Genomic DNA, 23,662 nt, shown 5'->3' with positions numbered 1-23,662 from the left:
TTATTAGAGAAAAATTTGTCTGTTCCAATAAAAATTATTCTTCTTTAGAATTACTTCCCGCGCGCCGTTAAGATAATATGGTTCTCTAACGGGTCTTACTCTTCGGAGCAACGCTGATTTTCATTAAACTTGTCCTGCCCGGGATAAGTGTTATAACACAGGTTTCATCCGACTTTTCAAAAAGCATCTGAATATTCTCGTATTCAATAACATTCAAAATCTTCCAGTTATACAGAGGCATCTGCTCCTTATAAAAATTTATGATATCCTGCGGAAGAGCCTTTCCCCTGTACAGCAGAACCCCCACTCTCATGGTATTATTCTGAAAGGCAAATGAGTCTTTAATGTTTAACTGGAACCCTGACGGAACGGGGACATCCTCGAATTTCAGGGAATCGGAAAGAGCAAGGCCGATCGTGGATTGCTGATAATCCGAGCTTCCTTTTTTCGAACCCGAACCCCATGTAGAACAACCCGATACCGTAATAAAATTTAAAATTATAAGAATAACAAGAAGTTTTTTCACTTTAAACCGCCTTTATATCCAAACATATACATCACAAGCCGGATTTATCCCCGGAATAGCGAAAGTGTATCACCTCAAAAAAAGCATGTCAATAAATTCCGCCTTCCGGAACAAAGAAAACAAAAGAAAAAATAATTGCAACCACAGATAGTTCAGATTTGCGCAGATAAAAAAATAAAAAAACATGTAAATAGTTTGAAAATAAAAAATTGCAATTCTTAAATTTTTCTTTTGCGCTTAATAGTCTCTATCTGTGTATATCCCTGCCTGCCGTAGGCAGGTGTGTCATCCCCGCCTAAGGCGGGTAAATGTGGTTACTATCGCTCTTTTTAGTATCTGTGATTACCCTCTGCTGTTTTGCTTTGCAAAATCCTATAAAAGGACTAACACTCTGGAATTCTTCGAATCCCTAGGGGCAAACCGCTGAGGATTATTGTCTGAGTCATCGGCGGTTAATTCAGTTTATATGATGTTGTCAAAAAAACATTGCAACCGGCACCCGGCGCTATGGTAAAATCTCATTTTGCCGCACAGCAACGCAAATACGGAGAGAATTATGAAAGTGTTAATCACCGGCGGCGCCGGCTATATAGGCAGTGTGACAGCGGAACTGCTTGTAAAATCAAATCACGATGTGATCGTGCTCGACAATCTTTCTGAGGGGCATAAAGCCGCCGTTCCCGAAGAATGCGGCTTAATAATCGCCGATATTGCGGACGAACAAAAACTCGACGCCCTTTTCACGGCAAACAAAATCGGCGCCGTAATGCATTTTGCGGCAAACTGCTATGTGGGGGAATCCGTAAAAGACCCCGTAAAATATTATAGTAATAATGTATTATGCAGCCTGATACTGTTGAATAAATGCGTCCGGCATAAAGTGAAAAAATTTATCTTTTCATCTTCCTGCGCCACCTACGGCGTGCCGGGGAAAATTCCCATCACCGAAGATGAGAAACAGCTGCCCGTAAACCCGTACGGCGAAACAAAACTTGCCTTTGAAAAAGCCCTGGTATGGTATTCCAGTGCTTACGGAATCAGATATTCTATCCTGAGGTATTTCAATGCGGCGGGAGCCACCGAAAAGCTCGGGGAAGACCACAGGCCTGAAACACATCTCATCCCCCTGATCATGGAGTGCGCCGCCGGCAAAAGGGAAACACTGGAGATATTCGGCACGGATTATGACACTCCCGACGGTACGTGCATAAGGGATTACATCCATGTATCCGACATCGCCCGGGCCCATATACTCGCAATGGAAAGCGGCTTTTCAGATTGTTACAACCTCGGCAACGGCAGCGGTTACTCGGTTATGGAAGTAATAAAAGCCGCCGAAAAAATCACCGGAAAAAAGATAAAAACCGTTGAAACCGGGCGGAGAGAAGGCGACCCTCCCGCGCTGGTAGGCAGTTCGAAGAAAATATCGGAAAAACTCGGATGGAAGCCTGAATACGCTTCTATTGAAAAAATAATCTCATCGGCGTGGAACTGGCACAAGAAGAATCCTGAAGGATATAAATCAAAAATTCAAAATACTAAACTCTAAATCCAAAATAAAAACAGAAAAATAAAAAGAATTTTAACCACAGATTTAACAGATTTACATAGATATACAGATATAGAATAGTTAAGTAGAAAAGGTTAAGGTTAAGGTTAAGGTTAAGAAGTTGGTTAGGAAGTAAGTTTTGAAGGGCCTCTTTTTTGCGAGCGGCCACGCCTTGCCTGCCGGCAGGCATGGTGCCCGAAGGGCGAGCGAGTAAAAAAGTGGAGCGCAGTAAACCTCGGCGGGATTTATAAACGCCCCTGAAAACTTTGCTTCCTAAACAACGTATGATTTTAAAGCTTGTGGTTGGTTAAATTTCAGCCGAAAAATAATGAGGTTTGTTTCAGTGGAATTCGATAAATTATTAAAAACAGGAAAAAAACTCATCTGCGACGGGGCTATGGGTACCCAGTTAATAGAGCGCGGCCTTAAGGCCGGGGAATGCCCCGAACTCTGGAATATTGAAAAATCTCCCGTTATCAAAGATATACATTCCTCATATATTGATGCGGGAGCTCAAATGATAATAACCAATACATTCGGCGGTAATTTGCCAAAACTCAGGAATTATAATCTGCAGGATAAAGCCGATATTATCAACAAAGAAGCTGTAAGAATCGCTATTGAGGCAGGTTCCGGCAGGGCAGCGGTTTTAGGCGGCATAGGTCCGACCGGACAATTCCTCGAACCTCTGGGAACCTGTTCAAAGGAGGAATTCCGTGAAATATTCCACCGGCAATCGAAATCTCTCGCGGATGCCGGCTCAGATGCCATAATCATTGAAACAATGACAGACGTTAATGAACTCGCCGTGGCCGTAGAAGCCGCGGCTTCCGTAAAACTTCCGGTAATCGCTTCCATGTCATTCGCAAAAGATGTTAACAGGGATGATTACCATACTGTTATGGGGGTTGACATCAAGACATTTGTAAGCCGGGCCGAAGAATGCGGGGCAAGCGTCATCTGCGTTAACTGCGGAACCGGGCCGCACGATATACTCAAGGTGGTCGAAAGAATCGCGGCATTAACTTCCCTGCCGGTTATGGCTGAACCCAACGCGGGGCTTCCCCGATATGAAAACGGTCAGACGTTTTATAAGCAGTCGCCCGAAGAATTCGCATCGAAAGCAGTTCTTATATTTAAAGCAGGCGCGCTTATAGTCGGCGGGTGCTGCGGCACCACACCCGAACATATCAGAAAATTATCTGTCTTATTAAACAAGTGAAACCGGAAATCCGCCATTCTTTCAATCTGTCTTTCAGAGAAGCCGCCGAACTCCAGAAAAAGCTTTCCGCAAAAATATCAATACCGCGAAAAACAAAAACCATCAGGACGGTCTGCGGAGTCGATGTTTCTTATTCTCTGAAAACAAACCTCTTTTTCGCCGGCGCCGTTATCCTCTCTTTTCCCGGTATGGAAATCTTATCTTCCGTTACGGCAAAAGGAACTGTATCTTTTCCATATGTCCCCGGTTTTCTCTCCTTCAGGGAAATACCCGTCCTCCGGAAATGCCTGCTCAAGCTTGAACGGAAGCCGGATGTCATCATCGTTGACGGGCAGGGGATCGCTCATCCGAGAAAATTCGGTCTGGCCGCCCACATCGGAGTTATATACAACATTCCGTCAATAGGCTGCGCAAAATCCCTGCTTATAGGCGAATTCAATGAACCGGGCATAAAAAAAGGGAGTAAATCGCCGCTCTTCTATAAAGGGGAACAAGTCGGCTGCGCCCTGCGCACAAAAGACAATGTAAAACCTGTTTTCATATCAGCGGGAAACCTGATTTCATTAAAGGACGCGGTTAAGACAGCCCTTATAAGCGCAAAACGTTACAGGATACCCGAACCGACCAGGCAGGCGCATATGCTTGTAAACGACTTCAGGAGAAATTATGAAAAATAAAAATGCCGTCTTGCTATTCGACCTTGACCACACACTGTATCCCAGAGAGGCGGGCGTGTTAAAAAATATTGACCGGAATATTTCGGATTTTCTGGCCGGATATTTTAAGATCAGCGTAGAAGAGGCGGAAAAGTTAAGACATGGTTTTTACAGGCAATACGGGCTCTCTCTGACAGGACTGATAAAAGAATACCCCGGGTTTGATGTTAATGGTTATTTAAAATATGTTTATGATTTCGACATAGAAAAAATGCTGAAGCCCGCGAAAAAACTCAGGCGTATCCTGCTTAAAATCCCGAACTTTAAATATATATTTACAAACGGCCTTGAAAGCTACGCTTCCAGAATCCTCAAAGCCCTTGATATTTCCGAATGCTTCAGGAAAATATACGGGATAGAATTTATGAATTTCAACTGCAAGCCCGCCGTTGAAGCGTTCCTGAAAGTCGCGGAAGATATAGGACGGGCAACCGGTGATTTTATTATGATAGATGACCTGACCCAAAACCTGCTGACGGCAAAAAAACTCAACATGAAGACCATTCTGGTCGGCAAAAAACAGAAAGACCCGCATATAGATGAAATCATAAAGGACATAACAGAAATCTCCGGAGCGCTTGAAAGATTAGATGGTCAGCGAAAAAAACACCATCAGCCCTAAAATCACAAATAACATAAACATCAGTATCGGAAACATAACCGCCCACGCGGAACGGGATCGCGGTATATCATGCGCTACATGAAAACCTTCCATATAAAGCCATATCTCCCAACACAGGCTTAGCAATACACCCGCAACCGGAATCAACAGCGCAAAATATGCGACAGATGAATATAAAACTATCCTGAAAGTCGACCCCACAGAACCTTTTCCGCCGAAAAGAATAACACAAAGATGGAGCGCCGACGCTTTGAATACGGTTATCAAGAGCATTTTCAGCGGCTGCATAAGAGCCGAGGATATTCTGAATAAAAACTCCGGAAGATGTTCAGCCGGACCGGAAAAGAAGGATAAACCGATAAAAACCGGCGCTTCATAGGCGGCAAATTTTATCAGCGCGGCCGAGAAAAACACCATAAAACAGAATAGAAAGGCCGGCCATACGGATGATTCAGCCTTTACGGCATTGAAGAAGATAAACGGTTCCGCCGTAATCCTGCATACAGAGATTGTAAAAGCCCTTAAAAAGCCCGTTTCACGCCGGCGATCCCAGACATTGAACCCCGAAAGGGGCCGAACGGAAAACCCGGAAAGGCAGGCGGGACATTCAAAAATGCCTTCACCCGAAATATTAAAATTTTTGCCGCAAACAGGACAAGAAATCATATTTATTTTGTTTTATAAATCCCAAATGATATAATAATTGTATAAAAATCAAGGAGTAACAACAAGTGATATTCGAGCGCCGCAGGTATGCGAGAATCAACCTGTCGATAAAGGAAAAGTGTTATTTCGAATACTGGAACCCGGGCAGGAAAAAAGGGTTTTTAAACCGATCCCGCTGTGTTCTTACAAAAAATATCAGCGGAACAGGTTTAATGTTCCTCAGTCCAGAATATATAGTATTAAATACCGTATTTGATTCTGAAATCAGGCTCCCGGGAGGTTACAAACCTATCAACTGCCAGGTAAAAGTGACAAGATGCGACAAAGATACGACAAAACAGGATTTTTACCAGGTAGGCGTACAATATATCAGGATTGCGACCGATGACCAGCTTTCAGTAATACACTTCTGCGAAAAGAAATTTGAAGAGATGAAAAAAAGGCTGCAGGAAAATAAGGATATAGGCCTGGATTACGCTGAATTTTAAGTCCTGTAATTAGGCGCCTCTTTTATTATTTTCACATCATGAGGATGAGCTTCCCTGACACCCGCCTGCGTTACTTTTATCATCCGCGATTTTTTCTGAAGCTCCTTGATCGTTTTACAGCCGTTATAACCGAGAGATGACCTCAATCCACCCGTAAACTGGCTGATAACCTGTTCAACGGAACCCGCAAAAGGCACTAATCCTTCAACTCCTTCCGGAACAAGTTTATCGGAATTTAAAACATCGTACTGGGCATACCTTTCTCTGCTCCCGGCGGCAGTTTTCATGGCTTCTATACTGCCCATACCTCTATATACAACATACTGCCTTCCCTCATGTATAATCTTTTCCCCCGGGCTTTCGCCCGTACCGGCCAATGTGGAGCCCATCATTACACAGGAAGCTCCGGCGGCAAGCGCCTTGGGAACATCTCCGGAGTTCCTTATACCCCCGTCCGAAACAACAGGAACAAAACCTTTAGCAGCCCTGGCGCAGTTATAGACAGCCGTTATTTGAGGAACACCGATGCCGGTTATCACCCTTGTTGTACATATAGAGCCCGGGCCAATACCGACTTTAACTGAATCGGCGCCGGCCCTTATAAGGTCCCTGGCCGCATCTTCCGTACCTATATTTCCGGCCATAACACTCAGTGACGGATGTTTTTTCTTAACATATTTCGTCATTTCAACAACACCTTTGGAATGCCCGTGCGCCGTATCAATGACCACGATATCCACATCGTTTTCATAAAGTAATTCAAGCCTCTGATAATCTCTCGGGCCTATGGCCGCTCCGACCCTGAGTCTGTGCTTCTTGTCCCTGTTGTATAGAGGCTCCATATGCTCTATTATCGACTTCACATCGCTGAAACTGTATAAGCCGACCAGCTTTGAATTTTTAACTATGGGCAATTTCCCTATCCTGCTCTTAAGCATTATTTCAAAAGCCTTATTAATAGTTATGCTGTGGGGCGCCGAAATAACTTTCTTTGTCATAGCGTCTTTAACACGGCAGTTTTTGTTCCTGAGAAATTTAAAATCCCTTGCCGTGATTATACCTTTAAGATTGTCGTCATCATCGATAATGGGGAAACCGTTGAAAGAGTATCCGTGTTTCTTCTTTTCCTCTATAATATCCTTTACTTTCTGGTTCTCCCTGAATGTTATCGGGTCCGCTATCAGTCCGTTCAGGTAATGCTTGACTCTCCCGACATTTTTCGCCTGTTCTTCAGATGACAAGTTCTTATGGATGATGCCCATTCCGCCCATTTTCGCCATCTCTATGGCCATCCTGTATTCCGTCACTGTATCCATAGCCGCGCTTATAAAAGGTATATTTAGAGTGATATCCTTAGCCACCTTCGTCCTGAGGTCAGCCTGGGAAGGGAGAAAATCGGCATACTGCGGGACCAAAGAAACATCATCAAATGTCAACCCGGTATCTTTATATTTATTCATAAATTCCGTTATAAATTTACCGACCATATATTCCTCCTTTTACAGGGAAAATTATAAATCATCGCTTTTCCGGCCGACGCCGCTTAACATTTTTTCGCACTCCGCTATTTTCTGCTCAACCTCTTTATTCATAGTTGTGTCTTTCGAATATTTAATAAAAGCGCGATAATGGCTCACGGCCGCATCCCATTTTTTCAACTCAAAATTTATATTGGCAAGACTAAGATGTATCACAGGAATCGTTTTGTCGAGAGAAAGGGCCTTTTGATAACATTCCACGGCCTTATCGAGATTTCCGGTTTTTTCCTCTATTATACCCAGCATCGAAAGGGCGGCTATGTCATCGGGATATTCCTGCAGGGCCAGCTCATATTGCTCTCTCGCCTTATCAAACTCCGAGTTGTTGAAATATAAGAGGCCCAGGTTGAAAAGCGCTTCTTTCAGCATGGGATTTATCTTCTCCGCTTTCAGGAAATAACTTTCAGCTTCCTGAAAATTATTTTTCTTCATATAAGCTATTCCCAGGTATGAATATGTCAAGGCGTCTTCTTTCAGTTTTGAGGCTTTTTTAAAACATTCTATGGACTTATCAATGTCCCCCAACGCATCATACGTAACTCCCATGCTCGTATATACCTTATCTGAATTCGGATTGCATTTTAAGGCTTCATTAAGATATGAAAGCGCCTTGTCATTTTCCTTCAGCCTTCTGTGAATGGTCGCCAGTTTCAGCAGAGAGGAAAAATCTTTCGGATTGATATCAAGCGCATCCCTGAAATATTTAGCGGCCTTGTTCAGGTTATCTTTTTCATAACAGACAAAACCAAGCCCTTTCAGCGCGTTAAAATTTTTCGGGTTTATCCTTATAGATTCTTCATACTGGGAAGCGGCTGACTCCAGATCGTTCAGCCTCATATAGGCGCTGCCGAGATTATAATACGCGTCTGAATAATATCTGTGTTTTGTATACCTTGAACGCAGTGATTTTACCGACCTCTTAAAATATTCGATGGATTTTTTATACTGCTCATCATTGGCATAGCACGCCGCCAGCCTGTATAACACAAGCCCGTCATCACATCCGCTGTTCACAGCCCTCTCGAGATATGTCATAGCTTCGTCATAGCGGAAAGTCTCATAGCGGTTGAAACCTTTTTCGACATCGAGATCCCACTTGGGGTTTGTCAATCCCATCTTCTTGTAAAGAGTGTACTCGGTGGCAAAAGCCGGACCGGCGAGAAAAATTATCACCATAAAAATAATTATTTTTTTCATTTCAGGTAAAGCCCTTCTATTTTTTCGATTTTCTCATCAGCTTCGGGAGCCCATTTATGTTTTGGATATTTTGCCATAAACCGCTTGTAACACGATACGGCATCTTTCCATCTCTGCTGTTTTTCGTATATGAGGGCTATTTTATAAAGAGACTCATCGCTTAATGAATATAAGGGGAATGTATCCACCGCTTTGCTGTAAGAACTCAAAGCAATATCGTATTTTAATATAAACATTGATAAACCGGCAAGTTTATAGAGCGCGGCGGGAGCCCAGAAGGCATTTTTATGCCGCATGATAAATTCTTCAATCGACAAAACTATGGTATCATAAAAAACATAAAAAAGAATCAAAAGCAAGATGACAACTATAACTGTTTTTTTCATAACATAGCCTTAATTTCGCTAATTCTACCATAATATAAAAAAATGCAAATAAAAAAATGCCGGAAGGCATATATACATATACCCTCCGGCGCAAAAAAACGGGTAACTGTCACTCAAAGGCTATATTGTCTATCTTCATATGCGCGCCGCCCGAAGATTTGGTGCCTATGACTATAATATTGAACTGAAGAAGGCCCCCCGAACTGCCATCCCCTTTTTCCGGATTAAAATCGTCATCTCCTGTACCCGGGTTGGAATCTTTGAATTTGGACAAAGGGATCTTCACGGTCTTCCACCCCTCCCAGTTAACCGGAAACTGATATACAAGCTGGTCATCTTTAATTAATTTATAATCATCATCCTGTTCGCAGTCCCAGTTCAAATTGTCATCATCCGTAATCTCAATCTTTATCTGCCCCGAATCCTTCCCGTAACCATAAACATCCAAAATCATACTGCCGGTTTTTTCGCAATCAACCTTATCGGCAACATATATGCCTATGCCCCCGCTGTACCATTCCCGGACTTCACCCGTAATTTCAAGAGAATATTTCCCTTTGCTTTTTTCCCCGTCGCTATTCGTTACAACCTGTGGATTGACTTTATCGAACACCCACCATTCCGGACTGGAATAATCCCCGTCTTCAAAATCATCCACCACAACGGCGCAGGCGCTTCCCGCCAAAAAAACCGCAACCAGACAAAAAACAACTTTTTTCATCATTTCCCTCCCTGTACCATAATAATACCAATTATAAACCAATTATATTATCTCTGCTTAATTAGCGGTAATATATGATATATATACCGGTTATATACCACAGTCTTCGTATTTTGTCAATCCCATGTATTTCCCGGACTATTTACTTTTATATTCCGGAAGAGCGGCTTTCCCGGTTATAATCTAAGCATATGACAGAGATCCCTTTTATCTGTGTAAAGTGCGGAGAATGCTGCCGGTGGCACGGCTATGTCCATTTGACGGACGATGATATAAAGAAGATGGCGGATTTTTTGAAGATCAGCGAAAAAACATTCATCGAATCATTTACAATATTAACCGGAAACCGCCAGGGTTTAAGCCTTAAGGAAAAAGCATGCGGGGAATGCGTCTTCCTGGAGGGGTCTCTCTGCGGTATTTACGGCGCAAGGCCCGGACAATGCAGGGATTTTCCCGGAAAATGGACAGCAAAAGGCGCGGAAAATATATGCCGCGGATTAATGTTCCGGAAAAAACTTGATGAAAAGAAGTAGTTCTTACTGCTGAAAGAGAATTTTCCTGCCGACTCCAAGGTCTACTCTCTGTGTAAGCACTTCGACACCCGGCACGACATGAAGGTCTTTATACTCCTCATTAAACCATTCGATAAGCTTTGAATCGTGCCTGGAGCTTGTTTTCCTGTTCTTATGAAGAAGGTTCACGCTTATATAATCAAAATAGGACAGAGCTATTGATATATCGTTTCTTATGCTTTTTTGAGTCTGCCCCCTGAGGCCGACCAGCAGCCTTATGGAATCGGTAAACTTGATTATTTCTTTGGGCCCGGTAAATTCCATCTCTTTCTTCATTACGGATTTTCTTATTTTATGGTCAAATGTCTCAACTCCGACTTTTACCCTGATTTTACAATTAAAGAAATCTACTATTTCCTTAAATCTTTTTTTATAGTTCCAATTTGCTTCTACTATCAGCTCTTCTATCCCCCGGCGCTCGACCGTATCTTTTATCATCTGCCAGACCTGGACAGGAAAATCAAAAAAAGAGGCTGAATTCAGCACTTCAAGCCTTCTGAACACGCCTGTTACCTTATCAAGTTCAGTCGAAGCTATTTCTATTATCTCTTTTTCGCTTTTTGAATGCTCTGAAGCGCAGTCGCAGAAAGAACAGCCTTTAAAACCGCATGGAAACGACTTAAGCAATAATACTTCCCGGGGATACTTGCCTTCATATACAGAATATCTTTTCATCCTATCTCCATTTTTTGTTTTGGCTATTTACCTATAACATCAACCCAGACTTTTCGTTCCCTCGGCCCGTCAAACTCGCAAAAATATATTCCCTGCCATGTTCCTAAAACAAGCTTCGCATCTTTTATAATGACATTCAAGCTGGCTCCCAGAAGGGAAGACTTTATGTGCGCGTCCGAATTTCCCTCAGCATGCCTGTATGAACCGTGTTCCGGGATCCTGTCATTCAAAAAATCAAGTATGTCTTTCTGCACATCGGGATCAGCGTTTTCATTTATAGTCACCGCTGCCGTCGTGTGAGGTATAAAAACAACACATAGCCCGTCTTTAACCCCCGAATTCCCCACAACAGAGCGAATCTCAGCGGTAATATCAGTAAATCCGGCGCGCTCACCCGTAGCTATACGTAACTCTTTCAAAAATAACGGCTTCCGATAAAATAACTGTTCCCGAATCTCTTTTTTAATAAATGATTTTACATAATACTCGCCGTATTGTAACAAATACGCCGAATAATTCAAGGTATTTTTTTAAATCGCGCAGTGTCATATATGCGCTACTTGTTGCGGCATAACATATTATCACTCTCAATAAATATCAAAAATTTAACTGAAAAGTATTTTTATTAAAAATAATGGACAACAAATGCAAAATTTATAAAATAAATCAGGGCTACACAACCGGACTAGACCGGAAATAAAACATTTTTATATGATAATCATTTCGATATTCTGATATAATTACCGGATATTATCTTATATTTTATACCTTTGATTACCCATCAACATCGGAGGAGTCGATGAAATTAACTTTTTTCGGAGGCGTGAGGTCGGTAACGGGTTCGAAATTCCTGATAGAGGCAAACGGAAAAAAAGTATTGCTCGACTGCGGGCTTTTTCAGGGCAAAAGAGAAGCGACTTATGATAAGAATAAGAATTTTCCATTTGACCCTTCCTCAATAGATGTCGTTGTTTTGTCACACGCGCACATAGACCACTGCGGAAATATCCCGGGCTTGTGCAAGCAGGGTTTCAACGGTTCGGTCTTTTCCACATACGCGACCCGCGATTTAGCCGGGATACTCCTGCAGGACAGCGCGCATCTGCAGGAAAACGACATCAAATATGTAAACAGGAAAAGGGCGTCGAAAGGAGAACAGGCCTTTAAGGTCCTTTACACATTTGAAGACGCCGAAAAAGCAATGCATAGGTTCGTCTCCATAAACTATCACAGGGAATTTCTCATAGCAACCGGAATAAAACTTAAATTTCATGACGCCGGTCATATTCTCGGCTCCGCTATTACGGAACTGTCAATCAAAGAAAACGGGAAAGACTGCAAAATCCTATTCACCGGCGATCTCGGCAGAACACACATGCCTATATTAAAAGACAGGGAGATTGTGCCGGGGGCGGATTACATAATTATGGAAACAACCTACGGCGACAGGACACACCATTCCATAGACAACATCGCGCTCAGGCTTGCCGAAGTGATAAACAATACTTACAAACGCGGCGGCAAGGTTATCATACCTTCCTTTTCGGTGGGAAGGACGCAACAGGTCGTTTATTTCCTGCATGAACTTACGACAAAAAAGAAAATTCCGGAGATTCCCATTTTTGTCGACAGCCCTCTGTCTGTCAACGCAACGGAAATATTCAGGATACACCCGGAATGTTACAATAAGGACGTGTATGATTATATATTATCAAATGAAAATCCGTTTGGTTTCGCAAACTGTGAATATATAAGGGAAACCGAAAAATCCAAACAACTGAATAACTTCAACAAACCCTGTGTAATTATCAGCTCTTCGGGGATGTGCGAAGGCGGCAGGATACTGCATCACCTGAAAAACAACGTGAATGACCCCAAAAACACAATAATGATGGTTGGATTCTGCGCGCCCGACACACTGGGAAGGAAAATAGTCGAAAAATCTCCCAGAATAAAAATATTCGGCGAAGAATATGAATTAAAAGCCGAGATCATCGTAGAAAACGCCTTCAGCGCCCATGCGGATAAAAATGAACTCCTGTCATATGCAAAAGCGGTGAATTCAAACACAAAATCATTTTTTCTTGTGCACGGCGACGAAGACCAATCTCTCGCTTTCGCAAAACACCTGTCTGCCGGAGGAATCAGCAACTCCATCGTCCCGCACGAGGGAGAAAGCTATGAGCTTAACTGAAAAAGAGCTGATTTCCGCGGCCAAAAAAACCCTTCAACATCCTGTGGCAAGGTCCGTCAGATTAAAAGGAGACGCATCCGACAGGAATTACTTCAGATTATGGGTCAACGGCAGCCCTGAAACCATAATAGCAATGGTGAATAACTCCCCTTTCGACCACAACCTGCCGTTTATTACGATAAACAGGTTTTTCCTTGAAAATTCAATACGGGTCCCTGAAATCATCGATATAGATTATAATTCAGGCATAATATACCTGTCGGACTGCGGAGATATCAGCATGGAAAAATTTCTGTCCGGTCTTCATCCCGGCGAATACAGCGAACCGTATAAAAAATGCATAGACGAATTGATAAAAATCCATAATCTCAGAGAATCTCCGGACTGCCCCGTTATATTCGCCAATTCTTTTGATTTCAACAAACTTATGCAGGAGCTTGACTTCTTTCTCACCCACACGGTCAGAAACCTCCTGGGAATCACCATCGGCAAAAAAGACCTTTTTTCCATGGAATCACTGTTTTCCCGCATCTGCAGGATACTCGAAAATGAACCCGGGGTTGTAACTCACCGCGACTACCACAGCAGAAATATTTTTTTTAAAAAAGGACGGGCCTTTATCCTGGACTTTCAGGACGCAAGGATGGGCCCGAGGCAATACGATCTTTGTTCCCTGCTTAAAGATTCATACTTCAATCTTCCCGAGGAAACCGTTGATGAATTAATCCTGTATTATCTGGACAGGTCCGGGCTGAAAAATCCGGACACCGGCCATTTTACCCGGATCTTTTACATAATGTCTTTCCAGAGAAATTTGAAAGCCGCCGGGACATTCGGATATCTCAGCACTGTAAAAAACAAGAAATCGTACGAACGGTTTCTGCCCAGGACATTTGAATATATATGGAGTTATTCAAAAAAATATGATGAACTTAAAGAAGCGGCGGAAATTCTGAGGAAGTATATAAGTTACTAACCCCTCACAATACGTTGGCGGGTAAAGTTATTGAGTTAATAAGTTATTAAGTCCTGATTTATCCGTTATTCTAATAACTCAATAACCTAATAACTAAATCCAAAGGATTTTATTATGCAGGCAATGCTTTTATCAGCGGGTTACGGAACGCGCCTTAAACCCATTACCGACTATATCCCTAAACCGTTAATGCCCATACTGGAAATACCTTTGATTATACTGACAATCAAGAGGCTGATCTCATCCGGTTTTACAAAAATCGTGATAAATACATACCATCATGCGGATATCATAGAAAATGTTATAAAAAAAACTGGCATCGCGGGCGCGGAGATAATAATTATCAGGGAAAAAACCCTTCTCGGTTCCGCCGGAGGAATCGCCAATGCCGCAGAATTCCTCAAAAGCGACATCTTTTTCGTCATAAATTCCGACATCCTGTTCGATATCGATTTCAAGCGCCTGAAAAATTTTCATATCGCTAAAAAAGCATTAAGCACTCTTGTCCTGAGAAAAGACGCGGACCGGAAAAAATTCGGCATTATTGAAACGGATGCCGGCGGGCGCATAGTAAGATTCCTCGGGAAACCCGCCGAAAAGCGTTCCTCTTCGGAATATATGTTCTCGGGAATTCATGTTCTAAGCCCCGAAATATTCAATGTCCTGAATATAGAATTTTCCAATATCTGCCGGGATATATACCCCAAATTAATGGAAACCGAAACTTTAATGATGGGCTATGAGTTTGACGGATACTGGACAGATATAGGCACCCCGGCAAATCTTTTCCGCGTAAACAGGGATATGCTCTATTCCAAAAATCCTGAATGGATTAACGACTTTCTGCCGCCTATAACACCGGGCGGCTATTATATAGGCAAAAACTCCGTTGTTCCGGCAAACACGGAAATAAGGGAAAACACCATCATATCAAATGATTGTGTCATCGGAGACAATTGCCTGTTTCGGGACTGCCTGATTTTTCCGGGTACGAAAATACCTCCGGGATCCATTGTCACAAATCGCATAAAAGGGAATGATTTCTCGGTGCGGATATAAGAATAAGCGCTTAAAATTCTTCGTCTGTTTCTCTTTTGCTTGTCTGCTTCCTGTTCTGTGTATATTACCACCAGGCTTCCGCCTGGACACCTACCGATATTCCGTCTTTATCGGTCTCATAAGCGGAACCGCCGACAAGACCTTTAAATTCATTTGTCCATCCGGCATATGTAAAATAAGCGCGGATTACAGGCCGCCCGAAAAATGTATTGTCTATCCTTATTTCCGGCGCAACGGTAAATTTATATAACAAACCGTGATAACCGCCCAACTCGCTATCCACATAGTCAAGGCCTCCCTCAAACGCAATCGCCAGGTTCTCCGTAAAACAATAAATAGGCCTTGCGCCCGCCGAAATCCACGTTATCCTCGAATCGCCGGGCTGCCCTTCATCTTTGACCTGATAAATGAAATCGCTCATCATTGTAAAATGGTCGCCAATCTGGATAACATTACTTTCCGTGAATCTCCATTGCCATGAATCCTTAAGTCCGGGAGTCGGATCCTGAAGCGTGGGGCCGAAATTAGAACCGCTTCCTTTGCCGTATTGAACTGTTATCTGATTATAACCTGTCGGGTCATAGTTATGGACATGCATAAATCCCGTAGCCAACCCTCCCGTGCCGGGATAACTGATATCCGCGCCGTTATTGCTGTAAGTATCCCCTTTAACACCGGAAGGGGCCAACCAGAACATCCCTTTTCCAAAAGGGACCGTCACATCATAGATTCTCATATCAATCGTATTCTTCGCTATCCTTCCCCTGCGGGGAAATTCATAACTGTCGCTTGAGCCTCCGATGTAAGCGACAGCAAGCTTAGCATCGTCAAAAGGAAGGGATATATCTTCCACTCCCCCGCCGTAACCGCTCATATCAAACGGATAGAAATCATTTATATGTATGTCATGCCTTTTGTAAAACCTCTGCCCCGCCCAGAACTTGATCTCGGGCGACCAATCCCACCCGAGATTGCCTGCTTCAACGAATGACTCTCTTATCATAAATTTATCGTCTTCCGTATCCCAGTTCTTAAGCTGCTCTGTATGAAACGCAACCCTGACCTGAACTTTAAATTGAGCCCCGTCCGGCTGTTCGGGTTTGAAATTATTAACGAATGCCAGTTCGCCGTATGTTTCTGTCTCATTGCCCAGCCTGTATTTCGCGTCCGCGCCGGGCGCTATAAACGCCACCTGGTCCCCCCCTTCGCCGTTAATTCCGAAACCCGAACGGAGATACCCGTGGAATTCAAATCCTCTTGTAACATAAGAAGGCAGATTGTCAAAGAAAGGAGTGCTCGATTTCAGAAGGTCTTTATACGGAGCCGCCTCTTTCTTTGAGGGAAGCGTTTCGGGTTGTTTTCCCGGCGCCGCTAAAACCGTTACCGGGATACCTTCTTCCCTGGAGATTTCTTCCCTGTCTTTAACCGCATCTTTCTCATTCGCTTCCGTCACGATGCTTTGTATTTCTTCCCCTCCTTCTTTCATCCGGGAAACCTGTTGTTCAAGGGATTTCAACCGTTCCTGCAAAATTTTCATCTCCTCCGTATGCTGTTTTTTCATAAGCTCTATCTGTTCTTTCAGCAGTTCAATCTGTTCATCGCTTCCCGAAAGCGCCTTTGTGTTTATCAAACTGCAAATAACAACCATCGCAAAAACAAGAGGGAAATTACACAGCCTTCTCATCCGGTCAAATATACCTCTTCGTATTAATTCCGTATTTTTTCCTGACTTCATCTATTTTTTTAAGCTGCCGCCCGCTTAAAGTTTTGACATGCCCTTTCAGCGAACAAATAAACATAATAAACGCAAAATGCTCAAGCTTTTCAAGCTTCATATAAGCTTCCATCAAAGTCCGCCCTACGGTGAGCGTTCCGTGCCTGTCTATTATCATCGCATCACATTTTGTTATGAATTCCGCCGTCGCTTCCGGGCTTTCGCCGCTGCTCGGAGTAGCATAAGCCGTAACAGGAATTTTACCGAAAATCATATAGACTTCCGGCAGGACGATTTTTCCAAGATCGATTCCCGCTACGCTGCAGGCAACCGCAAAAGGCGCGTGCGAATGTATAGAAGCGCTGATATCCGGTCTTTTTTTAAATGCCGCGAGATGCAGCTTAAGCTCCGAGGTCGGGTTCCCCTTTCCAGAAATCTTTTTCCCGTTCAAATCCGTTATTATTAAATCTTTCGGGAAAAGAAACCCTTTGGGTTTGCCGGAAGGGGTGGAAAGAATCCTGTTCCCTGAAAGGCGGCACGCGATATTGCCGTCTGAAGCGGAAACAAAACCTTTATCGTGCATTAACTTTCCGATAAAGATTATTTCCTTCCTTAAAATATTCTCGCGCGGACTCATAAATTTCTCCTCTGTCTTACCATTATTTTACAGGAATTGATTACCAGCAGAACAGCTACAATAAAAAGAAAAAGGGAAATCGCGGAAAGAAGATAATTCCCCGTCTTAAAGTGATTGACCAGCAGTATTATCAAAGAAGAAAGGGTAACAACAAGCATAAAAACAAACGGCCACAGTAAAAACCATTTCGCCCTCGAGAGCCTGGACATCCAGAGCGCAACAGCCAGCAGGGCAAGACAGGCAAGCAGTTGGTTGGAGGAACCGAATATCGGCCACATTTCATTAACGCCTCCGCTGAATATCAGCAGGGCGCTCACTGACACCGTGACTAAAGTCGCTATATACCTGTTGTTGGCCAGAACAGGTTGTTCGGAACTTCCTGTTTTTTCGAAAAATTCCTGGAAAGCATATCTTGCCAGCCTCGTCGCGGTGTCAAGCGTCGTCAAAAGGAACGAAGCTACGGCCAGAGAAGCAAATACTATCCCTGTTTCCTCAGGGATGCCGATTTTCGTGAGAAAATTACCCACGCCGTTCGCGAATATCTCAACAGCGCTCCCGTTACCGCCCGGCCGGCCTGTCATATACCCGGCGGCAATAAGCGCTATTACCGCAAGAACGGCTTCCAGCAGCATTCCGCCGTAACCGATAAACTTGGCGTCCTTAAAAGAATCTATCTGCTTTGAAGTGGTCCCTGACGCAACCAGGGAGTGAAAACCTGATACGGCGCCGCAGGCGATAGTTATAAAAAGAATGGGAAAAAGAGGTTCATTATCAAGAATAAACCCGTTAAAAGCCCGAACTTTCATTTCAGGATTATAAAAAACCAGCCCGGCCAACGCCAGGCTTATCAAGGCGAACAAGAGGAAAGAATTTAAAAAATCCCGGGGCTGCAAAAGGACCCAGACAGGTATTATAGAAGCTATGGCAACATAAAACAGAAGAAGCAATTTCCAGACAGTTTCCGTACTACCGCCGAAAACATCAACCGGAATGGGATATTTAACCCCTATCCACATACAGATAAATATCAGTATGACACCGCATAGTGTCGAAACCCACAAATTAACCAGGTTCAACCTGTTTGCCAGGCCGAAAATGACAGCGACCGCCATAAACATCAGCGAAGCAGTCGCAACCGGGCCTCCGTCGCGCCCTACAAATGTCTGGGCCACAAGATTGGCAAAGACCGCGATAACCAGAAGCAATGTGAACCATGAAAAAACCAGGAAAAAAAACTTTCCTTTTTTCCCCAGGTCTTTTTCTATTATGGTGCCTATCGACTTTCCGTCGTTCTTGGCCGAAATTACTATGGAGGCAAAATCATGGACGCCGCCGATAAATATGGAGCCCATTATTATCCATAGAACGCATGGAAGCCACCCGTATTTTATCGCGATTATCGGCCCGACAATAGGCCCGGCGCCGGCGATCGAGGCAAAATGATGGCCGAACAAAACATACCTGTTTGTCACCACATAATCGATGCCGTCCTCTCTGGTTCTCGCGGGGGTCGGCCTGTGAATATTCGTTATCAATTTGCTTCTTATGTAATTCGCATAGGTAAAATATGAAACTGCGATGAGCAGCATGCTAAAGGACAAGATCCATAGAGAACTCATGTTAGAACAAACCTTTCCTAAACTTTAAACAACAGATACCTTAAAAGGAACACCGCGCCGAGCAGATAAGCCAGCCAGCTCGTTTCTTTGATTCTGCCCGAAAAAAGTTTCATCACAGGATACGCTATGAAGCCGAACGCCAAACCGTTGGAAATGGAACAAGTCAGAGGAATGCCCATCATAGTAAGGAACGCGGGTATGGATTCGGAATAATCCGTCCATTTGATATTAACAACATTTTTTGTCATCATAGCCCCTACTATTACCAGAGCCGGAGCCGTAATAGCTTCATAAGACGCAATGGTTTTTATCAGCGGGCTGAAAAATACGGCAAAGACAAAAAACATCGATATAAAAACACTTGTCAGGCCAGTCCTTCCGCCTGCTTCGACTCCCGATGCGCTTTCAATATAACTTGTCACAGTACTTGTGCCCAGACAGGCGCCGGCCACAGTGCCGACAGCATCCGACATCAACGCCCTGTTCGCGCGCGGCAACTTATTGTCCACGATAAGGCCCGCCTGCTCACTTACTCCTATTATTGTCCCTATCGTGTCAAAAACATCCATGAAAAGGAAAATGATTATAAAAGACAGGTAATCCTGAAAGGGAAGTTTTTTAAATATCCCCGCGATATCCATTTTGAAAAAAGTCGGCTCAATAGACGGCGGTCTTGAAACCAGTCCCGCAAACTCGATTTTACCCAAAACCGCGGCCAGAACGGCCGAACATATTATTCCTATAAGAATAGCCCCTCTGACCCTCCTCATAAGAAATACAGCTATTAAAATAAGGCCGAAAACAAAAATACCTATGTCTTTTGATAATATATCGCTGTTCATCTGGATAAGTGTCCCGGGCCCGGCAATAATCAATTTAGCTTTCTGCAGACCGAGAAAGGCTATGAATAGACCTATTCCCACGGCTATCGCGTTTTTCATGCTGGGACTGATAACATTCAGCAATTTTGCCCTTATATTAAATAAAGCCACCAGAAGAAACAAAACGCCCGACAGGAAAACTATTCCCAGAGCTATCTGCCATGAGTTCTGCACTCCCATCGCGGAAATGGACATAATAACCGATACAAAGAAAATGTTCTCCCCCATTCCCGGAGCCTGGGCAATCGGATAATTGGCATAAACACCCATCATAAACGTGGCAATTGCCGCAGACAAACAGGTGGCAATCATTACGGCATTGAAATCCATCCCCGTGGGATTTCCGTTAAAATCAGCAGATAAAATAGCGGGTTGCACAAAAACAATATAAGACATTGTGAGAAAAGTCGTGACAGCCGCCACAAATTCCGTGCCGACATTTGTGCCTTTTTCCTTCAGTTTAAAAAACCGTTCCAGCATTGCCCGCCCTTTTAACATGCTTTATTTAAAATATTTGCCTATTATTATATCCAGTTTCTTGATTGTCGCCGCCGGTATTGCTTCCTTCGCAGTAACAATGGAAGCCGCCAGCGCGTTCCGGCATTGGCAGGTCCTATCCGTTTTTGCAAGCTCGGGAACAAGGACTTTTACCAGACTCTTGGCTTTGGAACTGTTTTTATTAAGACATTCCACAATCATCTCGAGCGTAACGCTTTCATGGTCGGGGTACCAGCAGTCGTAATCCGTAACCATTGCCACCGTGCAGTAACATATCTCGGCTTCTCTGGCCAATTTCGCTTCGACAAGATTGGTCATGCCTATAATATCCATGCCCCACGAACGGTACAAATGCGATTCCGCTTTTGTCGAAAAAGCGGGCCCCTCGATATTAACATATGTCCCCTTGCCATAAACCGTGATCCCCGCCTCAACAGCCTTATCATAAACAACTTTCCTGAGTTCATCGCAGAACGGTTCGGCAAAAGGGATGTGGGCGACTATTCCCTCACCGAAAAATGTCGCTTTTCTCCCGGAATTAGTCCTGTCGACAAGCTGGTCGGGAATTACAAAATCGCCGGGCTTGATATTTTCTTTAAGGCTTCCGCATGCGCAGAAAGACAGTATTTTTTCGACGCCCAATTTTTTCATTCCGTAAATATTGGCCCTGTAATTAATGTCGCCCGGTATTACATCATGGGCCCTGCCGTGCCTCGGGAGGAAGACAACTTCAACTCCGCCTATTTTTCCGGTAATAAAATTATCCGACGGCAGGCCGAAAGGGGTTTCAAGTTTTCTTTCCTCTAATCCGGTAATCCCGTCTATTTTATACAGCCCGCTTCCGCCGATAACACCGATCTTTACCATTAAGCCCTCCTGTTTAATTGTCTTTTTTCATGTCCGAGCCGCTTATTTTACAGATAATTTCAGGCCTGTATTTCACCTGTTTTTTCAGAAATATATTCCCTAAATACATTGACAAGCCGCCGGAAAGCATTCCCAGGAACAGAAAAAGAAACTTGACCGATGAAGGGCTCATAATCTTAGCGCTCTGAGAAATATTTTCACCCGCTGTCAAAAATAAAACGAGAAAAAAAGCCGGCAGGAAAAAAGTAAACAGGGCCGAAAAAAATCTTTCTGCGGTATTAATACGAATTTTTACCCTGTCTCCCTTTCTGGCGCCCGGATAAACACCGCAGGATAACTCGCCTGAAGTTTTACTGCCCCGGCACATCCCGCAGGCTGAACATTCGGATGCGGCGTCAACCCTGATTACAACCTCTTTTTCATCAACGCTTATTACGGTTCCTGTTTCTTCTTTAATCATTCATATAACCTTTGAATATCAATATAAAATAATAAAGAATTTAATTTTGTCTTTTGATATTATACTAAAAGGCGATAATTCAAATAAACTTTTATTAAATTATTTTCTTATGATTCAATATATTTCTGAAGGTTTTATTCTCGGCCTGTCTACAGGCATAGCATGCGGGGCGACATGTCTTCCCTTTCTGATCCCGGTTTTTTCCTTTAGCGGGAAAAAGAACCTTTTCCATGCATTCGTAATCTTCGCCTTGTTTTCCCTGGGAAGATTCATCGCTTACATGCTTTTCGGAACATTAACCGTATTGACGGGATATTATATTTCCGCTTTTCCTTTATCCCAATTACTTAAAGGCGTCCTTCTTATAACTATGTCCGTTATAGTCCTGTTTCTTATACATTCCGGAGGTATGGCCAATAAGCCATGTATCAGCGGAAAACCTCTTAATAAGATATACCATATCCCACTTTTACTGGGATTTACAGCCGGAATCAATCTATGCCCTCCATTTATACTATTAATAACGGCTGTTTTAAGGCTATCTTCACCCACTTACGGAATTATTATGTTTGCTTCATTCTTCGCCGCTACAACACTGGTTATGCTGCCTTCTATATTCGGCATTTATCTGGTTAAAATACGTTTTTTGTCAACCGCAACACGCATAATCTCAGTCCTTATTGCCATTTACTTTTTTATAATCGGGGCGGCAACAGTCAAAAACCAGATAATAGAAACCGGGAATATTGATTCCCCCGGCCGGCAGGATGTCATATCTCTGGCGCCCGAAGCAGATCTTATACAGCCTTCATCCTTTAACGATTACGTTTTTTGCTGTTATAAAGACCATAAAATAACGGGTTATATAATCCTCTCCGAAGGTTTCGGGAAATTTACAGGTTTCGGCGGCCGGCTGATAACCGCCATAGTAACAGACCCGGGACTAAAGGTTGAAGAATTCAGATTAATCGAACATAATGAAACATGCCCATATGCGGAACTAATCGGAGAATCAGGTTTTTTCGAAAAATTTAAAGGCATTTGCCCGGAAAATTTTAAAGAGAAACGCGCCGGGCTGGATTCTGTTTCGGGAGCAACAATTTCTTCATCCGCAATACTGGACTCTTTCCTCAAATCCTACGCCGGCGCATCCATTTATCTTGAAAACCCCGTATATTTAAGGGAAAAAGCGGATTTTAAATCCGTTATATCGGTTATAATAATAATTTTACCGTTTATTACAGCTTCCCTATATGTATTATTCAAACGGGAAGGTATGCGTTATTTTACCATGTTATACTCCCTCTTTGTTCTGGGCTTCTGGAAAAAAACGATGTTGACCGGCGGACACCTGGCAAATTTTCTAACGGGCAACATCCTGCAGCAATACAATATTGTTCTGCCTGTATTTATAATAACTCTCATCATTTTCACAATCGCGTTCGGCAACCTTTATTGTTCCTTTATCTGCCCTTTTGGTCTGCTTCAGTCCTTTCTGGGCCGCTTAAACAGGAAAAAAATAATAATCAGGGAACCTCTTTCGCGCCTGCTTGAAAAAACCCGCTTCATCCTTCTTTTCGTTATTCTTGCCGCGTATACCGTCAATATAAGGATTCCTTCAAGCAGATTTGAGCCTTTCGGAACATTGTTCGGCTTAAAAGGGGATCTCATAGCATGGCTTATTGTCGTCACGGCTTTTATGTCATCGATTGTCATTGACCGGTTCTGGTGCAGGTTTTTCTGTCCCGCCGGAGCCTTCCAGAAGATACTGTCTTCATTCAGGAATAAAGAATGATCTTTCCCGTGTTTTTTTAACCTATGCTTGTTTTTTCATATATCCGCAGGATATAATTATCCGATAGAAAATAGAAAATATAAA

Annotated in this window: 24 protein-coding genes; 10 read left to right on the top strand and 14 right to left on the bottom strand. The window is 43.2% G+C overall.

Annotation, left to right across the window (positions count from 1 at the left end; translation table 11 throughout):
* Positions 1-85: 85 nt before the first annotated feature.
* Entirely contained in the window at positions 86-526 is a 441-nt protein-coding gene (locus M0R36_05775; protein MCK9555305.1) for a hypothetical protein, read from the bottom strand.
* Between the two features lie 556 nt (positions 527-1,082).
* On the opposite strand from M0R36_05775, the gene galE reads away from it, so the two are divergent.
* The 4 genes from galE to M0R36_05755 all read left to right on the top strand — a co-directional run bounded on the left by galE (position 1,083) and on the right by M0R36_05755 (position 4,635).
* Positions 1,083-2,075, top strand: a complete 993-nt coding sequence (gene galE / locus M0R36_05770; protein ID MCK9555304.1) for a UDP-glucose 4-epimerase GalE — start codon at positions 1,083-1,085, stop codon at positions 2,073-2,075.
* Between the two features lie 328 nt (positions 2,076-2,403).
* Complete coding sequence (locus tag M0R36_05765; GenBank protein MCK9555303.1) at positions 2,404-3,297, top strand: homocysteine S-methyltransferase family protein; 894 nt, start codon at positions 2,404-2,406, stop codon at positions 3,295-3,297.
* On the top strand, positions 3,294-3,974 hold the full coding sequence (gene nfi / locus M0R36_05760) for a deoxyribonuclease V (GenBank protein ID MCK9555302.1): 681 nt from the start codon (positions 3,294-3,296) through the stop codon (positions 3,972-3,974). Before M0R36_05765 ends, nfi begins: the two co-directional genes overlap by 4 nt.
* Positions 3,964-4,635, top strand: coding sequence for a pyrimidine 5'-nucleotidase (locus M0R36_05755; GenBank protein MCK9555301.1), 672 nt, complete (start codon positions 3,964-3,966; stop codon positions 4,633-4,635). Before nfi ends, M0R36_05755 begins: the two co-directional genes overlap by 11 nt.
* Here the strand turns inward: M0R36_05755 and M0R36_05750 are convergent.
* Positions 4,600-5,301 (bottom strand): YIP1 family protein, encoded by a 702-nt coding sequence (locus M0R36_05750; GenBank protein ID MCK9555300.1) that lies wholly within the window; start codon positions 5,299-5,301, stop codon positions 4,600-4,602. The two genes, M0R36_05755 and M0R36_05750, sit on opposite strands and share 36 nt — an antisense overlap.
* 65 nt (positions 5,302-5,366) lie before the next feature.
* On the opposite strand from M0R36_05750, the gene M0R36_05745 reads away from it, so the two are divergent.
* Positions 5,367-5,789 (top strand): PilZ domain-containing protein, encoded by a 423-nt coding sequence (locus M0R36_05745; protein MCK9555299.1) that lies wholly within the window; start codon positions 5,367-5,369, stop codon positions 5,787-5,789.
* Here M0R36_05745 and guaB read toward each other — a convergent pair.
* The 4 genes from guaB to M0R36_05725 all read right to left on the bottom strand — a co-directional run bounded on the left by guaB (position 5,786) and on the right by M0R36_05725 (position 9,634).
* The gene (gene guaB, locus M0R36_05740) at positions 5,786-7,249 is read right to left on the bottom strand and encodes an IMP dehydrogenase (protein ID MCK9555298.1); all 1,464 of its coding nucleotides are present in this window, start codon (positions 7,247-7,249) and stop codon (positions 5,786-5,788) included. The genes M0R36_05745 and guaB overlap by 4 nt on opposite strands.
* 51 nt (positions 7,250-7,300) lie before the next feature.
* Entirely contained in the window at positions 7,301-8,524 is a 1,224-nt protein-coding gene (locus M0R36_05735; protein MCK9555297.1) for a tetratricopeptide repeat protein, read from the bottom strand.
* Positions 8,521-8,910, bottom strand: a complete 390-nt coding sequence (locus M0R36_05730) for a tetratricopeptide repeat protein (protein MCK9555296.1) — start codon at positions 8,908-8,910, stop codon at positions 8,521-8,523. Before M0R36_05730 ends, M0R36_05735 begins: the two co-directional genes overlap by 4 nt.
* Before the next feature lie 109 nt (positions 8,911-9,019).
* On the bottom strand, positions 9,020-9,634 hold the full coding sequence (locus M0R36_05725) for a hypothetical protein (GenBank protein ID MCK9555295.1): 615 nt from the start codon (positions 9,632-9,634) through the stop codon (positions 9,020-9,022).
* Between the two features lie 188 nt (positions 9,635-9,822).
* Between M0R36_05725 and M0R36_05720 the strand changes: the two genes are divergently transcribed.
* Positions 9,823-10,164 carry a YkgJ family cysteine cluster protein gene (locus M0R36_05720; protein ID MCK9555294.1) on the top strand — a complete coding sequence of 114 codons (342 nt, stop codon included), beginning with the start codon at positions 9,823-9,825 and terminating at the stop codon, positions 10,162-10,164.
* Positions 10,165-10,167: 3 nt separating this feature from the next.
* Here M0R36_05720 and M0R36_05715 read toward each other — a convergent pair whose 3' ends face one another.
* Entirely contained in the window at positions 10,168-10,878 is a 711-nt protein-coding gene (locus tag M0R36_05715; protein MCK9555293.1) for a radical SAM protein, read from the bottom strand.
* Between the two features lie 23 nt (positions 10,879-10,901).
* Positions 10,902-11,297: a secondary thiamine-phosphate synthase enzyme YjbQ gene (locus M0R36_05710; protein ID MCK9555292.1), complete on the bottom strand. Its 396-nt coding sequence runs from the start codon at positions 11,295-11,297 to the stop codon at positions 10,902-10,904.
* A 380-nt stretch (positions 11,298-11,677) separates the two neighbouring features.
* Here M0R36_05710 and M0R36_05705 point away from each other — a divergent pair, with 380 nt between their 5' ends.
* The 3 genes from M0R36_05705 (at position 11,678) to M0R36_05695 (ending at position 15,107) form a co-directional block, all read left to right on the top strand.
* Positions 11,678-13,072 carry an MBL fold metallo-hydrolase gene (locus tag M0R36_05705; GenBank protein ID MCK9555291.1) on the top strand — a complete coding sequence of 465 codons (1,395 nt, stop codon included), beginning with the start codon at positions 11,678-11,680 and terminating at the stop codon, positions 13,070-13,072.
* Complete coding sequence (locus M0R36_05700) at positions 13,059-14,048, top strand: phosphotransferase (GenBank protein MCK9555290.1); 990 nt, start codon at positions 13,059-13,061, stop codon at positions 14,046-14,048. Before M0R36_05705 ends, M0R36_05700 begins: the two co-directional genes overlap by 14 nt.
* Before the next feature lie 114 nt (positions 14,049-14,162).
* A complete protein-coding gene (locus tag M0R36_05695) occupies positions 14,163-15,107 on the top strand; it encodes an NDP-sugar synthase (GenBank protein ID MCK9555289.1) in 945 nt (314 codons plus the stop codon).
* 64 nt (positions 15,108-15,171) lie between these two features.
* Here M0R36_05695 and M0R36_05690 read toward each other — a convergent pair whose 3' ends face one another.
* Genes M0R36_05690 through M0R36_05665 form a run of 6 tightly spaced genes read right to left on the bottom strand, consistent with a single transcriptional unit; the run spans position 15,172 to position 21,783 of the window.
* On the bottom strand, positions 15,172-16,842 hold the full coding sequence (locus tag M0R36_05690) for a carbohydrate porin (GenBank protein ID MCK9555288.1): 1,671 nt from the start codon (positions 16,840-16,842) through the stop codon (positions 15,172-15,174).
* Positions 16,796-17,458: a class II aldolase/adducin family protein gene (locus M0R36_05685; GenBank protein ID MCK9555287.1), complete on the bottom strand. Its 663-nt coding sequence runs from the start codon at positions 17,456-17,458 to the stop codon at positions 16,796-16,798. The genes M0R36_05690 and M0R36_05685 overlap by 47 nt, the downstream gene beginning before the upstream one ends.
* Positions 17,455-19,047: a carbon starvation protein A gene (locus M0R36_05680; protein ID MCK9555286.1), complete on the bottom strand. Its 1,593-nt coding sequence runs from the start codon at positions 19,045-19,047 to the stop codon at positions 17,455-17,457. The genes M0R36_05685 and M0R36_05680 overlap by 4 nt, the downstream gene beginning before the upstream one ends.
* Positions 19,048-19,094: 47 nt before the next feature.
* Positions 19,095-20,438: an NCS2 family permease gene (locus M0R36_05675; protein ID MCK9555285.1), complete on the bottom strand. Its 1,344-nt coding sequence runs from the start codon at positions 20,436-20,438 to the stop codon at positions 19,095-19,097.
* Positions 20,439-20,459: 21 nt separating this feature from the next.
* Positions 20,460-21,323: an S-methyl-5'-thioadenosine phosphorylase gene (gene mtnP, locus M0R36_05670; GenBank protein MCK9555284.1), complete on the bottom strand. Its 864-nt coding sequence runs from the start codon at positions 21,321-21,323 to the stop codon at positions 20,460-20,462.
* A 13-nt stretch (positions 21,324-21,336) separates the two neighbouring features.
* On the bottom strand, positions 21,337-21,783 hold the full coding sequence (locus M0R36_05665) for a SoxR reducing system RseC family protein (protein ID MCK9555283.1): 447 nt from the start codon (positions 21,781-21,783) through the stop codon (positions 21,337-21,339).
* A gap of 109 nt (positions 21,784-21,892) precedes the next feature.
* On the opposite strand from M0R36_05665, the gene M0R36_05660 reads away from it, so the two are divergent.
* Positions 21,893-23,578, top strand: a complete 1,686-nt coding sequence (locus M0R36_05660) for a 4Fe-4S binding protein (protein MCK9555282.1) — start codon at positions 21,893-21,895, stop codon at positions 23,576-23,578.
* Positions 23,579-23,662: the final 84 nt, after the last annotated feature.

The organism is bacterium (assembly GCA_023228325.1).
Classification (GTDB): Bacteria; Auribacterota; UBA6266; order UBA6266; family UBA6266; genus UBA6266.
This window is presented reverse-complemented; position numbering and strand designations above follow the sequence as displayed.